Origin of the sequence: Rhizobium sp. 9140 (assembly GCF_900067135.1) — a bacterium.
GTDB lineage: Bacteria > Pseudomonadota > Alphaproteobacteria > Rhizobiales > Rhizobiaceae > Ferranicluibacter.
In genome coordinates this window covers 924,347-937,788 of the sequence record NZ_FJUR01000001.1, presented here as the reverse complement: position 1 = coordinate 937,788, position 13,442 = coordinate 924,347, and the positions used below count along the sequence as shown (strand labels likewise).

Genomic DNA, 13,442 nt, shown 5'->3' with positions numbered 1-13,442 from the left:
CGGCTTAAGGTCAAGACTCGGCGCGCAAAAGTCCCGCAAATGCGGGCTTGTACCACCCTCTTGAACCTCTCCGCCGCGCATGATCTCTATCCGACAACGCCAAGCCTGCGGAGCCGCCATGCACGTCCTCGTCATCGAAAACATGCCCCATTCGGATCTCGGTCTCGTCGGTATCGCGCTGGCGGAAGCGGGCGCGCGTCTCGATGTCCGCAAGGCCTATGCCGGCGAAGGCCTGCCGGCAGAGCCGGAGCCTTACGATGCGATGGTGGTGCTGGGCGGGGAGCAGAGCGCGCGCGACGATGCGCTCCACCCCTATCTGCCGACGCTTTGCGATCTGATGCGCCGTTTTGCGGAAACGGACCGCGCGGTGCTGGGCATCTGCCTCGGCAGCCAGCTTCTCGCCCGGGCGCATGGCGGCGACAATCGTCTCGGCGCATCGCGCGAGTTCGGCTGGCAGGAGATCGCCCTGACGGCGGCGGGGCAGGTTGACCCGGTTCTGTCTGCGGCCGGCGCACGCTTTCCGGCCTTCCAGTGGCATTCCGACACCTTCACCCTACCCTCGGCGGCGGAGGTTCTGGCGAGCAACGACGCGGTTCCGCTACAGGCCTTCCGCATCGGCCGGGCGAGCTACGGGATGCAGTTCCACTTCGAGGCGGGAACGGCCGTCATCGCAAGATGGAAAGAGATCTACAAGGACCAGATCGACGGGATCGACCCTGACTGGCTCTCCCGCTCCGCAGACCTTGAAGCGCAATACGGTGCGGCCTCGGACGCGGCGGGGCTGGCGCTCGCGCGCGCCTGGGTCCGCGCGATCGTTGTGGCGCAGGCTGTGACGGCCGCAGGAGTGGATGCGGCCTGACGCTCTGGTTCGTACCGTTTTCGAATAGTCGGGCCGGTCGCGTGACTGCCTTGACCTCGACTTGGAGGCGTTCGTCAAACGCAACGTTGGGCCTACCGACCATTGCAGCACGGAGCCCTTGCCCCTAGTATGGTCATCATGAATACATGGAGGACGCGCTGGCTTCCGGCGTGCATGGAAATGACGAACACCATCGGCCGGCCCCCGACATCATCCCTTCTTGATCGGATGGATCTCCGCGCAAAAGCTTTTCTGGGCTTCAGCTTGCCGGTTGCAGGCCTTTGCGCGCTCATTGCAGCTGTGAGCCTTTCCGGTACGGCCGGCCGGGTCGAAGCGGCGGATTGCGAGGCGACGCCCAATGCCGGGATCGACTGGAGCGGCTGCAGCAAGGCCAACCTGATGCTGCCCTCCAGCACCCTGACCAAGGCCGTTCTTGCGGGCGCGAACCTCTCGGCCACCGACCTCGGGAGCTCGGATCTGACCGAGGCGAACCTCGAAAAAGCCACGCTGATCCGCGCGTCGCTGAGCGGCGCCATGGCCGAGAAGGCGAACTTTTCACGGATCGAAGCCTATCGCTCCAACTTTTCCGGCATCAAGGCGGCCGGAGCGTCCTTCGCCGGAGCCGAACTTCAGCGCACGAATATGACGGAAGCCGATCTGACCGGAGCGGATTTCAGCAAGGCCGAGCTTTCCCGGGTCAACTTCTCGAAATCGACCATTACCGGCACGCGCTTCTCGCTCGCCAACCTCGCCCGCGCCAAGCTGACCGGTGTGACGTTCAATGGCCCGATCGCCTTCGACGAGGCATTCCTGTTCCTCACCCGCGTCGAAGGGCTGGACCTGTCGGCGGCGACCGGCCTGAAACAGGAGCAGATCGCACTCGCCTGCGGCGACGGCACGACGAAGCTTCCGGCGGGACTGACGCCGCCGCCGAACTGGCCCTGCAAGCACGATTGAGGAAATTGGAATGACGGTTTCACCATCCCTGCCTCTGACGGGCGCCTGCCGTTGCGGCGAGGTCCGCCTGCGCATCATGGCCGAGCCGATCCTGACCATGGCGTGCCATTGTACAGGCTGCCAGAAAATGACGGCCGGACCTTATTCGTTGAGCGCGGCCGTTCCGGCGACAGGCTTTTCCGTCACGCAGGGCGAGCCCGTCATCGGCGGCCTTCATAGCGAGATGCTGCATCACTTTTGCTGTCCGCATTGCCTGAGCTGGCTGTTCACGCGGATCGAGGGCCTGCCGGATATGGTGAATGTCCGCGCGACCATGCTGGATGATATCACCTGGTATCGCCCCTTCATCGAGACCTATACCTGCGAGAAGCTCGACTTTGCCGAGACGGGTGCCGCCCATAGCTACGAGCGTTTTCCGCCGATGGAGGATTTCGAGCGACTGATCGCTGCCTATCACGCGGAAGGGTGACGATCAGAAGCCCTGGAAGAGGAAATCGAGGGCGGCTGTGATATCGTCGGAACGGGAGGATAGGTTCGCAACCTCTCGACCGATATCTCGCTGATCCACAGCCGACATCCTTTGCGTTGCCATGGAATACGCTTGCCCGTCGATCACAAAACGTGGGTTCAAGCGACTGAAGGCCCAAGTCATCGTCGTTAGTGGATAGAGCGGCGCCATGACTCGTGTCGGCAAAAGCTCCACGAGATCCGCCTGCAGATCCAGCGCGAAAACCTCTGAAGACTTCAGTTCATAGACACGGAAGCGTGCCATCAGAATTGGCGATACTTCGCCAACGGCAGCCCGTGCTTTTCGATATATTCTCTCTCGGCTCGGAAAGCCTCGGCGTTCTCGATCAGCCACAGCCGTTCCCGTTCGGCCTTGACCGCCCTGGCGATGCCGTCGGCAGCCGCGCTCGATATGTCGATATTCAGTTCCAGCGCGTCGGCAACGAGTTTTTCATCGAGCGAGACGTCGGGCCGTATGCGGGCAGTTTGCGACATGAAAGCATCCTCGATAGCTCCCGAGCCGTCCTGCACCTCTTTTCCAAACTTGCAGGCCGCTTCCGGGCGAGAGCGACAGGATAAACCATCCCGCCCGGATTGAAAGAGACGATCCGTCACGCATACCCGCGGCGATAAGGGCTTCCTGCGGGATATCGACCTTGCCGAACCGGCGCCTGCGCGTCGTGCGGCTTCAAGCCGTGACCGTCTCGTCCTCGACAGGTGCATCCGGCGCGTTTTTCTTGACGGATTCGATGCAGTTCCGGGCGCTCGCCTTTGAGGCGTAGGCTTCGGACTGGACCATGGGCTCGCCGTTTGCCGCCTTGAAGCGGACGAAGTGCTCGCCGCCCTTGTTCTCGACGATCTCGAAACGATATCCGGAGCCGGTTTCATCCTTGGTCAGATCGACCGTCGACGCGCCCGGGGCATTCTTCTGGATGGAGTCGATGCAGTTTTTGGCGCTGGCTTTTGAAGCGTAGTTCTCCGACCAGACCATGACCTCGGCATTGTAAAGGAACTGAACGCGGAACTGGCCGCTGGCGGCTTTCAGGATCTTGAACCTATGCATGTCATATCCTCCCTTCGGATACGGCCGGGTGCCGTCCTCCGTGAGAAGGATCTACAACAAAATTCGCAACTCAGGAAAGCAGATTAAAAAAGACATAACCGATGCGCCGCCGAGAGTTCGGCACCGCACCGGCTGCATCTCAAGACATTATTCGTCGCTCATCTTCAGAGCGGCGATAAAGGCTTCCTGCGGGATATCGACCTTGCCGAACTGGCGCATGCGCTTCTTGCCGGCCTTCTGCTTGTCGAGCAGCTTGCGCTTGCGGCTGGCGTCGCCGCCATAGCACTTCGCCGTCACGTCCTTGCGCATGGCCGAGATCGTCTCGCGGGCAATCACGTTGCCGCCGATGGCCGCCTGGATCGGGATCTTGAACATGTGCCGCGGGATCAGGTCCTTCAGCTTCTCGCACATGTCGCGGCCGCGCTTTTCGGCCGCCGAGCGGTGCACGAGCATGGAGAGCGCATCGACCGGCTCGCCATTGACCATGATGGACATCTTCACGAGGTTGCCCTCCTTGTAGCCGTCGAGATGGTAGTCGAACGAGGCATAACCCTTGGAAATCGACTTCAGCCGGTCGTAGAAGTCGAACACGACTTCGTTGAGCGGCAGCTCATAGGTCAACATGGCGCGCTTGCCGACATAGGTCAGCTCCGTCTGCACGCCGCGACGGTCCTGGCAAAGCTTGAGAATGCCGCCGAGATAATCGTCGGGCGTGAGGATCGTCGCCTTGATCCAGGGCTCGTGGATCTCGGATATCCGCACCGGATCCGGCATATCGGCCGGGTTGTGCAGTTCCTTCTCCGAACCGTCCGTCATCGTCAGCTTGTAGACCACGGAGGGGGCCGTCGCGATCAGGTCGAGGTCGAACTCGCGCTCCAGCCGCTCCTGAATGATTTCGAGATGCAGCAGGCCGAGGAAGCCGCAGCGGAAGCCGAAGCCGAGCGCGGCCGAGCTTTCCATTTCGAACGAGAAGGACGCGTCGTTGAGGCGCAGCTTGCCCATGGCCGAGCGCAGATCCTCGAAATCCGCCGCATCGACCGGGAAGAGGCCGCAGAACACCACCGGCTGGGCCGGCTTGAAGCCCGGCAGCGCTTCCGCCGTCGGCTTCTTGTCCTCGGTGATGGTATCGCCGACGCGGGTATCGGCCACTTCCTTGATGGAGCCGGTGAAGAAGCCGATCTCGCCCGGGCCGAGGCTGTCCACCGCGAGCATCTTCGGCGTAAGAACGCCGACGCGCTCCACCTGATACTTCGCGTCCGTGCCCATCATGCGGATCGTCTGGCCCTTGGTGAGCACGCCGTCGATGATGCGCACGAGAACCATGACGCCGAGATAGGTGTCGTACCAGCTGTCGACCAGCAGCGCCTTCAAGGGCGCCTTCTCGCCGCCGGGGCTTTTCGGCGCCGGCAGCTGGTGGACGATGGCTTCGAGAACGTCGGGAATGCCGAGGCCGGTCTTGGCCGAGATCAGCACGGCCTGGCTGGCATCGATGCCGATGACCTCCTCGATCTGCTCGCGGATGCGGTCCGGCTCGGCCGCCGGCAGGTCGATCTTGTTGAGGACCGTGACGATCTCGTGATTGTTGTCGATGGCCTGATAGACGTTCGCCAGCGTCTGCGCCTCGACGCCCTGGCTGGCATCCACAACCAGCAGCGAGCCTTCGCAGGCCGACAGCGAGCGGGAGACTTCATAGGCGAAGTCCACATGGCCGGGGGTGTCGATGAGGTTCAGGATATAGGTTTCGCCATTGTTGGCCTTGTAGTGCAGACGCACCGTCTGGGCCTTGATGGTGATGCCGCGCTCGCGCTCGATATCCATCGAGTCCAGCACCTGCTCGGACATGTCGCGTTCGGCAAGGCCGCCCGTCGACTGGATCAGCCGGTCGGCAAGCGTCGACTTGCCGTGGTCGATATGGGCGACGATGGAGAAGTTGCGGATATGATCCAGCGGCGTCTTGGAGGATGGTGTGCTCATGCGCCCGCATATAGCAGCGGTCCCCACGGGCGCAAAGCGGGAAATGCAGGGTGTTCAGCATTCGGATACCATAATTTCCGACGTCAAGGCCACATGTTGACTCCACTATAGAAGACTGTAATTCTCCTATGATGGAAAAGACCCCATCACCATCCGACGCGGATATCGGCGAGCGACTGCGATCCCTGCGCCAAAGACACGCAACGACGCTCGATGCGCTGGCACAACGCTCCGGCGTCAGCCGCGCCATGATCTCGCGGATCGAGCGCGGCGAGGCCAATCCGACGGCACAGCTTCTGGCGCGCCTCTGCCACGCGCTCGGCACGACCCTGTCGCGGTTCTTCGCCGAGGATGCGCCGCCGGAGAGCCCCTTGCGGCGGGCCGGGCAACAGCATGTCTGGCGAGATCCGGAAACCGGCTATGTCAGGCGGGCCGTGTCTCCGGAGGCCACGGGGTCGCCGGTCGATATCGTCGATGTCGGCTTCCCGCCGGGCGGGCGGGTCGTGTTCGAGCCGCAACCCTTCGACAGCGGCGCGACGCAGCATCTCTGGCTGCTCGAAGGCCGCATGACGATGACGGCCGGCGACGAGACCTATCACCTTCACCCCGGAGATTGCCTGTTCATGCGGCTCGGCGAGACGATCGTGTTCTCGAACCCGCATGCGGAGATGGCCCGCTACGCCATCATCCTCCACCGCGGCCATCCGCAGACGAACAAGGGACGTTCATGACCATGCCGACGACTGACATATTGCCCGACCCATTGCCCGCGATCCGCCGCCTGACCGGCGAGGATGCCCGCGCGGCGATCCCAGCCCTTTCGGCGATCCTAATCGACTGCATCGCGGACGGCGCATCCGTCGGCTTCCTCCAGTCCTGCGGCGATGAGGAGGCGGCAGCCTACTGGGACGGCGTCGCGGACGCCGTGACCTCGGGACACACGATCCTGCTGGTGGCGGAAGCCGATGGCGAGATCCTCGGCACGGTGCAGCTCGGCGTCGGCCTGTCCCCGAACCAGCCACATCGCGCCGACCTCAAGAAGCTCCTCGTCCACCGGCGTGGCCGCGGGCGGGGCCTTGCCCGTCTGCTGATGACGGCAGCCGAAGGCGAAGCGCTGGCGCTCGGGCGGCATCTTCTCGTGCTGGACACGGCAACCGGCAGCCCGGCCGAGGCGATCTATGCGCGTCTCGGCTGGAGCCGCGCCGGTGTCATCCCCGATTACGCGCTCTTTCCCGATGGAAGCTTCTGCGGTTCCACGTTCTTCTACAAGTCGCTCGCGATGTCCCGCACACTCGCCGGCGCGATGGAAACCCCATCTCCGTCATCTCTGTTTCCATCATAAGGCCGTAATCAATGCTATGAGAAACAGGGAGCAATTTCGGGGACCCTTGATTCGATGATGAAGAAACTCGCCATCGTGGCCGTCTCGGCCATCTACCTTTCCGGCTGCACGACGACCGACCCGTATACGGGTGAACAGAAGATGTCGAACACGGCGGGCGGCGCTCTGATCGGCGCGGGCCTCGGTGCGGCAACCGGCCTTCTCGTCGGCGGCAGCGCCCGTGGGCGACGCGATTCCGCGCTGGTCGGCGCCGGTATCGGCGCGCTCGGCGGCGGCCTCATCGGCAATTACATGGACAGCCAGGAAAACGAGCTGCGCGCCCAGCTTCAGGGTACCGGCGTCTCCGTCACCCGCCAGGGCGATCGCATCATCCTGAACATGCCGTCGAACATCACGTTTGCGACCGATCAGGATCAGGTCATGCCGGGCTTCTATTCGACGCTGAACTCGGTCGCCATCGTGCTGCGCAAGTTCAACAAGACGCTCGTCGATGTCGATGGCCACACGGACTCGACCGGCAGCGCCGGCTACAATCAGGGCCTCTCGGAACGCCGCGCCGCTTCCGTCGCCAACTATTTGGGGTCGCAGGGCGTGGACCAGCGCCGCATGTCGGCCATGGGCTACGGCGCCGAACGTCCGGTCGCCTCCAATTCGAGCGAAGCCGGCCGCGCCCAGAACCGCCGCGTGGAAATCTCCATCGCGCCGATCAAGGAACAGTAAGCGTTACCTCGCTTCGGGAATGACGAAAGCCGGTGCCGAAAGGTGCCGGCTTTTCCCGTTCAGCGGGGCGGATAATTGTGGATGCCGCCCCGGAAATCCTCGACCCTGTGGCCCTGGTCCGTCCGCTCGATACTCGGAGCGGCAATGACCGCCTTGCCGTGGCCGCCGGGAATGTCGAGCACATAGGTCGGCTGGCAGAGGCCGGAAATCACGCCGCGAAGCCCGGCGACCAGCGCCTGCCCTTCTTCCACCGACAGGCGGAAATGCGCGGTTCCCGGCGCAAGGTCCGGGTGGTGCAGGTAATAGGGCTTGATGCGGGTCTCCACGAACGCCCGCATGAGAGCCGACAGCGTGGCGACATCGTCGTTCACGCCCTTCAGCAGCACCGTCTGGCTGATCATGACGATGCCTGCATCCACCAGCAGAGCGCAGGCATCGCGTGCTTGCCGGGTCAACTCGCGCGGGTGGTTGGCATGCAGCGCGACATAGACCGTCTTGCCGCTCGCATGAAGGGCGGCGATCAGCGCCGCATCGATCCGCAAGGGATCGACGGCGGGAACGCGGCTGTGCAGGCGAACGATCTTGACGTGGTCGATGACGGAGAGACGCGCCATGATGTCCGCCAGACGGCGGGGCGACAGCACCAGCGGATCGCCACCCGTGAGAATGACCTCCCATATCTCGGCATGGTCCGCGATATAGGCGATCGCCGCATCCAGTGCGTCCGCCGCCAGCGTTCCCAGACCGTCCGGGCCGACCATCTCGCGGCGGAAGCAGAAGCGGCAATAGACCGGACACACATGCACGGCCTTCAGGAGCACGCGATCGGGATAGCGATGGACGATGCCTTCGACGGGACTATGGGCGGCATCGCCGATCGGGTCGGCACGCTCTTCCGGCCTGTGGTCGAGCTCGGCGAGATCGGGAACGAACTGGAGCGCGATCGGGTCGCGGGGATCGGCGGGATCGATAAGCGCGGCCATGGCCGGCGTAACGGCGACGGCATAGCGACGCGCGACCGCCTCGACATCGCCGGCCCGTTCGCCCAGAAGCCCGGCGTCCCGTAAGTGAGAAATGCTTTTCAGCGTCATGCCTGTCATCGGACCCTCAACGTCCCGCTTCCGTTTCGACGACCGGCGCCCAGAGCACCTGTTCGATCCGCGTGGCATCCGTCGCCAGCATCACGAGTCGGTCGAAACCGAGCGCGCAGCCGCTCGCCTCCGGCATGATCGCGAGGGCTGCCAGAAAATCCTCGTCCAGCGGGTAGCGCTCGCCATAGATGCGGCTCTTTTCCGCCATCTCCAGCTCGAACCGCCGCCGCTGCTCGCCGGCATCCGTCAGCTCGCCGAAGGCATTGGCAAGCTCGACGCCGCAGGCATAAAGCTCGAACCGCTCCGCCACGCGCGGATCTTCCTGCGAGGGGCGCGCGAGCGCGGCCTCGACCACCGGATATTCCATCAGGATCGTCGCCCGGCCCATGCCCAGATGCGGCTCGATCTTCTCCACCAGGACACGGCTGAAAAGGTCGGACCAGCTGTCGTCGTCCGCCATGCGGATGCCCGCGCTGCCGACGGCTGCCGCCAGCGCATCGCGGTCGGTCTCGCCGGTGGGGGAGACCGTGCCGAGGAGATCGATACCGGCATGGCGGGCAAACGCCTCCGCCAGCGTCAGGCGCTCGGGCGCAAGCGCGGGATCGCAGGACCGGCCGCGATACCGGAGCATGCCCGTTCCCGCAGCCTCCGCCGCGCCTATCAGCATCGCATGGCAGTCGGTCATCAGCGCGTGGTAGGTTTCGCCTGTCCGGTACCATTCGAGCATGGTGAACTCGGGGTGGTGCAGCGGGCCGCGCTCGCGGTTGCGGTAAACGGCTGCGAAGCAGGCGATGCGATGCTCGCCCGCCGCCAGCAGCTTCTTGCAGGCGAATTCCGGCGAGGTATGGAGATAAAGCGGCGTGTGCGCGCCGTCGTGGCCGATCGCCGCCGTCTCGAAAGCATGGAGATGGGTCTCGTTGCCGGGCGAGACCTGAAGGGCTGCTGTCTCCACCTCGATGAAGTCCTCGCGCGCAAGATAGGAACGCAGCGCCGCCTTGATGCGGTTTCGCGCCAGCAGGAACGGACGTCGGTCGGCGTGAACATGCGGTGTCCACCAGGGGGAGGCTGCGGCTGGCGTCATGGCAGGGTTGGTCACTCATTCGGTGTTGGGGGTTCGGCGTCGGGCATCGCTTGCGCCTGCGAGCAGCCCTTCGTGTTCAGGCATTCTTGGCGTCCGCCGCGCGGCCCGCACTGGCTATTTGCCCTGATATGCGCTAGGTGCGGCCCAAATCCGGTTTTACCCGCATCGCAGATGGGCAGATTTCAACGCTCTACGATGCATCTTTATCAGTTACAAGGAAGACTTATGGTCAAGGTGATCGCCTCCTCCGTTCGCAAGGGCAACGTGCTCGACGTCGACGGCAAGCTCTATGTCGTTCTCACGGCCGCCAACTTCCACCCCGGCAAGGGTACGCCGGTGACGCAGGTGGACATGCGCCGCATCTCCGACGGCGTGAAGGTTTCCGAGCGCTACCGCACGACCGAACAGGTCGAGCGCGCCTATGTCGAGGACAGCGACCACACCTTCCTGTATGAAGACGGCGAAGGCTTCCACTTCATGAACCCGGCGAACTACGACCAGCTCACGATGACGGCGGAAGACATCGGCGACCAGAAGGTTTTCCTTCAGGACGGTATGACCGTGACGCTGTCGATCCACGAAGGCCTCGCCATCGCGATCCAGCTGCCGCGCCACGTCACGCTCGAGATCGTCGAAACCGAGCCGGTCACCAAAGGCCAGACGGCATCCTCGTCCTACAAGCCCGCGATCCTGTCGAACGGCGTCCGTACGCTCGTTCCCCCGCACATCGTCGCAAACACCCGTGTCGTCATCGCGACCGAAGACAACTCCTATGTCGAGCGCGCGAAGGACTGATCGTCCCGCAAACGAACACCGCAAAAAGGGCGCCGCGATGAACGGCGCCCTTTTCTATGGTTCAACCATGCGGTTGAAATCAGTGCTTCAACTCGGGATAGGCCGCGTTCACATCGGACGCGTCGCTTCGAGTATCGTCATAGCCTTCGAGCGTCACCGAGACGGCATCGTCCACATCCAACCCGCCTTCGCGGCGGACGGGAATGCGGTCACCATTGGCACGCACGAGGGTCGCCTCACCCTTGAAGCCCTGGCCCAGTAGCCAATCGCGCGATGCACTGAGGCGGATGCGCACCTGACGCGATTCGTCCTCTTCCCGGGCGACGACAAGTTCGTACGTCACGGGCGCTGTCTGCCCATTGATTTCCAGCTTGCCCTGACCGTTGCCTTCGGCAGCGAATGTCAGCATGTTGTTCTCCTAGAAAAGGTCGCGGTACGTTACGCCTGCCGCCCTGTTACGCCGCTTAGCGGCGCACCATGCGCCCGATGGCGATGAGAATGCAGGCACCGATAAAGCCGGTGATGAGGTATGCGATCCAGCCGGCACCCAGCGATACGCCGATAGCCGCGAGAATTGCGTTGAGCACGACAGCACCGATGATGCCGAGGATGATATTCATGAACACGCCCATATTGGATTTCATGAACTGTTCTGCGAGCCAGCCGGCAAAACCGCCGATGATGATGGCTGCGAGCCAGCCTACGCCATTTACGTCCATTGTCATTCTCCGTGGGTTCAATGATTTTGAATTGCCCAAGTGAACGTAACGCGTGTGGTTTTGTTCCCTCGTCGGGTCCTCTGCGTAAGCCCTGCCCGTTTTGGATCCCGTTTTGGATAAGGAATCGCATAGGCCGCCCGACGGTGCGGCTTCAGGGAAGAGGCCGGCGCATTCGCACTTGATCTAGTCGCCAAAGAGTCTAGTTTAGAATTATTCTAAATTCAGGATCAACCATGCTGACAAGCTTCTTTTCCCGTTCCCGCCGCACTTTCGTCAGTCTGAGCGAGCAGGAAATCCTGGCGCTGGCGATATCGTCCGAAGAAGATGACGCGCGGATCTACCTTGCCTATGCCGATCACCTCAGGGTTGCCTATCCCGCCTCCGCCAAGGTGTTCGATGACATGGCGACGGTCGAGCATACGCATCGCAACATGCTGATCGACATGCATCGCCGGCGGTTCGGCGAGCGCATTCCGCTCATTCGCCGCGAGCATGTCAGCGGCTTCATCCGCCAGAAGCCGGATTGGCTGCAACGCAGCCTGACGCTCGACCAGATGCGGCGCGAAGCCGAGACGATGGAACGGCAGGCGCAGAACTTCTATCATGAGGCGGCCAAGCGCACCGGGGATGCCGAAACGCGAAAACTGCTCGGCGACCTGGCACTGGCCGAAGAGGGCCACGAGGACATCGCCCGCATGCTCGGCGCGCGGCACGCGCCCGACGACGTCAAGGCCTCGGAGGACGACACGGCACGGCGGCAGTTCGTGCTCACCTATGTGCAGCCGGGGCTCGCGGGCCTGATGGACGGGTCCGTCTCGACGCTCGCCCCGATCTTCGCCGCAGCTTTCGCGACGCAGGATACCTGGCAGACCTTCCTCGTCGGCCTCTCGGCCTCCGTCGGTGCCGGCATCTCCATGGGCTTCACGGAAGCGGCGCATGACGACGGCAAGATTTCCGGGCGCGGCTCGCCGCTCAAGCGCGGCCTTGCCTGCGGCATCATGACCGCCGTCGGCGGCCTCGGCCATGCCCTGCCCTATCTGATCCCGGATTTCTGGACCGCGACCACGCTCGCCGTCGCCGTGGTCTTCATCGAACTCTGGGCCATCGCCTTCATCCAGAACCGCTTCATGGAAACGCCGTTTTTACGCGCGGCCTTTCAGGTGGTGCTGGGCGGCGGGCTGGTTCTGGGGGCGGGTATTCTGATCGGAAATAGCTGAGGCGTCCTCAGGCGCCTCGCAATACTTCAGGTTTCCGCTACTGCATCATTCCTTAAATCGGAATCGATTTCAGGGTAGAATGATGCAGCAAATATAAAGTGCTGTAGCCGTCGGGCCTTAACGTCCGACCGAACCCACGACGATTTCGGCACCGTTCTCGATCGTCACCCAGCGGCCCGTGTTGAACGAGGCCTGCCGCTTGAGGAAGCGGTAGGACGTCTTGGTCCAGAGCTTCACCTCGTCGTCGAGATTGTCGAGAACGAAATCGCCTTGGGCGGTGCGCACGGTGAGGACCGCATGGCCTTCGCCGTCCGGCTTGCGCACGACGGTGATCAGCACGTCGGCCGGCGAGAAGCCCTTCTCCATGAGGCGCTTGCGCTTGAGAAGAACATAGTCCTCACAGTCGCCGGCCGTTTCCGGATAGGCCCAGACTTCGTCCCGGCCGTAAAGCTCGAGATCGGTCATGGGCGTGATCTCGTGATTGGTGTCGGCGTTGACTGCGCGGATAACGGACCAGCCATAGGCGGTGACGCGGGGTGCGGGCGTCGAGCGGGTGCGGATGTCGCACTCGGCGGCATGCGTCCTGCAGAATTCGTAGTGGCCGATGGGCTGGGACGTGATGGCGCCTGTCTGCATGGACAGCGCAGTTGCCGAGAGCGCCGGTACGGCGGCACCTGCCGATACGAGAAGGCTCGCGAGCGCGAAAACCATTCCCTTGAGCCCCGTCATCTGTGCCATGCACATCCCCTGTGGCGCAGGGATGCCTTCGCCGCAAAGCATGCGACGTCCGGTCCCCGCTCGAAAAGTGACACCAACGTCGGTTTCGCGTCTTGAAGGCTGCGCGCACCGCTCTAATCGTTAACAGAAAGTTAACAGCCTCTTTCCACCTGCGTCAATCTGAAGATTTCGGGATCGATTCATATGGTTAAAATGGGAGGCAATTCGGCATCACGTCCTCCATGCCTTTGAAATCGATGTTCTTTTCCAGAAAAATGCACCCCGTCGGGAAAGATTAACATCGCGCTTCCACGGTTTTTCAGGCATTTGCCGGTTTCGCGCGCACCGCGCTACGTCAATTTCGACCGTCATGATTCCTTAAGAAAAGCGACGCCTGACT

The 13,442-nt window shown here is 62.9% G+C and carries 17 protein-coding genes and 1 pseudogene; 8 read left to right on the top strand and 10 right to left on the bottom strand.

What is annotated here, in order from left to right; genetic code table 11:
• Nucleotides 1-118 precede the first annotated feature (118 nt).
• The 3 genes from GA0004734_RS04270 (at nucleotide 119) to GA0004734_RS04260 (ending at nucleotide 2,285) form a co-directional block, all read left to right on the top strand.
• Complete coding sequence (locus GA0004734_RS04270) at nucleotides 119-859, top strand: type 1 glutamine amidotransferase (protein ID WP_092931468.1); 741 nt, start codon at nucleotides 119-121, stop codon at nucleotides 857-859.
• 180 nt (nucleotides 860-1,039) lie between these two features.
• A complete protein-coding gene (locus GA0004734_RS04265) occupies nucleotides 1,040-1,816 on the top strand; it encodes a pentapeptide repeat-containing protein (protein ID WP_245292335.1) in 777 nt (258 codons plus the stop codon).
• 10 nt (nucleotides 1,817-1,826) lie between these two features.
• Nucleotides 1,827-2,285, top strand: a complete 459-nt coding sequence (locus GA0004734_RS04260; protein ID WP_092931466.1) for a GFA family protein — start codon at nucleotides 1,827-1,829, stop codon at nucleotides 2,283-2,285.
• Nucleotides 2,286-2,288: 3 nt separating this feature from the next.
• On the opposite strand, the gene GA0004734_RS04255 is transcribed toward GA0004734_RS04260, so the two are convergent.
• From GA0004734_RS04255 to lepA, 5 genes and pseudogenes are all read right to left on the bottom strand, one after another.
• Nucleotides 2,289-2,588: a CcdB family protein gene (locus tag GA0004734_RS04255; protein ID WP_092931464.1), complete on the bottom strand. Its 300-nt coding sequence runs from the start codon at nucleotides 2,586-2,588 to the stop codon at nucleotides 2,289-2,291.
• A complete protein-coding gene (locus GA0004734_RS04250; RefSeq protein ID WP_092935900.1) occupies nucleotides 2,588-2,818 on the bottom strand; it encodes a type II toxin-antitoxin system CcdA family antitoxin in 231 nt (76 codons plus the stop codon). The genes GA0004734_RS04255 and GA0004734_RS04250 overlap by 1 nt, the downstream gene beginning before the upstream one ends.
• Nucleotides 2,819-3,011: 193 nt before the next feature.
• Entirely contained in the window at nucleotides 3,012-3,221 is a 210-nt protein-coding gene (locus tag GA0004734_RS26375; RefSeq protein ID WP_245292476.1) for a YegP family protein, read from the bottom strand.
• A 12-nt stretch (nucleotides 3,222-3,233) separates the two neighbouring features.
• Nucleotides 3,234-3,386, bottom strand: a pseudogene (locus GA0004734_RS26370) (DUF1508 domain-containing protein); the annotation flags it as partial.
• 147 nt (nucleotides 3,387-3,533) lie between these two features.
• Complete coding sequence (gene lepA / locus GA0004734_RS04240; RefSeq protein ID WP_092931460.1) at nucleotides 3,534-5,360, bottom strand: translation elongation factor 4; 1,827 nt, start codon at nucleotides 5,358-5,360, stop codon at nucleotides 3,534-3,536.
• Nucleotides 5,361-5,491: 131 nt separating this feature from the next.
• Here lepA and GA0004734_RS04235 point away from each other — a divergent pair, with 131 nt between their 5' ends.
• The 3 genes from GA0004734_RS04235 to GA0004734_RS04225 are packed head-to-tail and all read left to right on the top strand — an operon-like array spanning nucleotide 5,492 to nucleotide 7,422.
• The gene (locus tag GA0004734_RS04235) at nucleotides 5,492-6,091 is read left to right on the top strand and encodes a helix-turn-helix domain-containing protein (protein ID WP_092935898.1); all 600 of its coding nucleotides are present in this window, start codon (nucleotides 5,492-5,494) and stop codon (nucleotides 6,089-6,091) included.
• Between the two features lie 32 nt (nucleotides 6,092-6,123).
• On the top strand, nucleotides 6,124-6,702 hold the full coding sequence (locus GA0004734_RS04230) for a GNAT family N-acetyltransferase (RefSeq protein ID WP_092935896.1): 579 nt from the start codon (nucleotides 6,124-6,126) through the stop codon (nucleotides 6,700-6,702).
• Nucleotides 6,703-6,756: 54 nt separating this feature from the next.
• Entirely contained in the window at nucleotides 6,757-7,422 is a 666-nt protein-coding gene (locus GA0004734_RS04225) for an OmpA family protein (protein ID WP_092931458.1), read from the top strand.
• A gap of 59 nt (nucleotides 7,423-7,481) precedes the next feature.
• Here GA0004734_RS04225 and GA0004734_RS04220 read toward each other — a convergent pair whose 3' ends face one another.
• Both GA0004734_RS04220 and epmA read right to left on the bottom strand, forming a co-directional pair.
• Nucleotides 7,482-8,522 carry a lysine-2,3-aminomutase-like protein gene (locus GA0004734_RS04220; protein WP_092931456.1) on the bottom strand — a complete coding sequence of 347 codons (1,041 nt, stop codon included), beginning with the start codon at nucleotides 8,520-8,522 and terminating at the stop codon, nucleotides 7,482-7,484.
• Nucleotides 8,523-8,529: 7 nt separating this feature from the next.
• Nucleotides 8,530-9,594 (bottom strand): EF-P lysine aminoacylase EpmA, encoded by a 1,065-nt coding sequence (gene epmA, locus GA0004734_RS04215; protein ID WP_092931454.1) that lies wholly within the window; start codon nucleotides 9,592-9,594, stop codon nucleotides 8,530-8,532.
• 225 nt (nucleotides 9,595-9,819) lie between these two features.
• On the opposite strand from epmA, the gene efp reads away from it, so the two are divergent.
• A complete protein-coding gene (gene efp / locus GA0004734_RS04210; protein WP_092931452.1) occupies nucleotides 9,820-10,389 on the top strand; it encodes an elongation factor P in 570 nt (189 codons plus the stop codon).
• Nucleotides 10,390-10,468: 79 nt separating this feature from the next.
• Here efp and GA0004734_RS04205 read toward each other — a convergent pair whose 3' ends face one another.
• Both GA0004734_RS04205 and GA0004734_RS04200 read right to left on the bottom strand, forming a co-directional pair.
• A complete protein-coding gene (locus tag GA0004734_RS04205; protein WP_092931450.1) occupies nucleotides 10,469-10,798 on the bottom strand; it encodes a hypothetical protein in 330 nt (109 codons plus the stop codon).
• Between the two features lie 55 nt (nucleotides 10,799-10,853).
• Nucleotides 10,854-11,108, bottom strand: coding sequence for a GlsB/YeaQ/YmgE family stress response membrane protein (locus tag GA0004734_RS04200; RefSeq protein ID WP_062471330.1), 255 nt, complete (start codon nucleotides 11,106-11,108; stop codon nucleotides 10,854-10,856).
• A gap of 233 nt (nucleotides 11,109-11,341) precedes the next feature.
• Here GA0004734_RS04200 and mbfA point away from each other — a divergent pair, with 233 nt between their 5' ends.
• Nucleotides 11,342-12,325, top strand: coding sequence for an iron exporter MbfA (mbfA, locus tag GA0004734_RS04195; protein WP_092931448.1), 984 nt, complete (start codon nucleotides 11,342-11,344; stop codon nucleotides 12,323-12,325).
• Between the two features lie 117 nt (nucleotides 12,326-12,442).
• Here mbfA and GA0004734_RS04190 read toward each other — a convergent pair whose 3' ends face one another.
• On the bottom strand, nucleotides 12,443-13,063 hold the full coding sequence (locus GA0004734_RS04190) for a transglutaminase-like cysteine peptidase (protein ID WP_092935894.1): 621 nt from the start codon (nucleotides 13,061-13,063) through the stop codon (nucleotides 12,443-12,445).
• Nucleotides 13,064-13,442 lie beyond the last annotated feature (379 nt).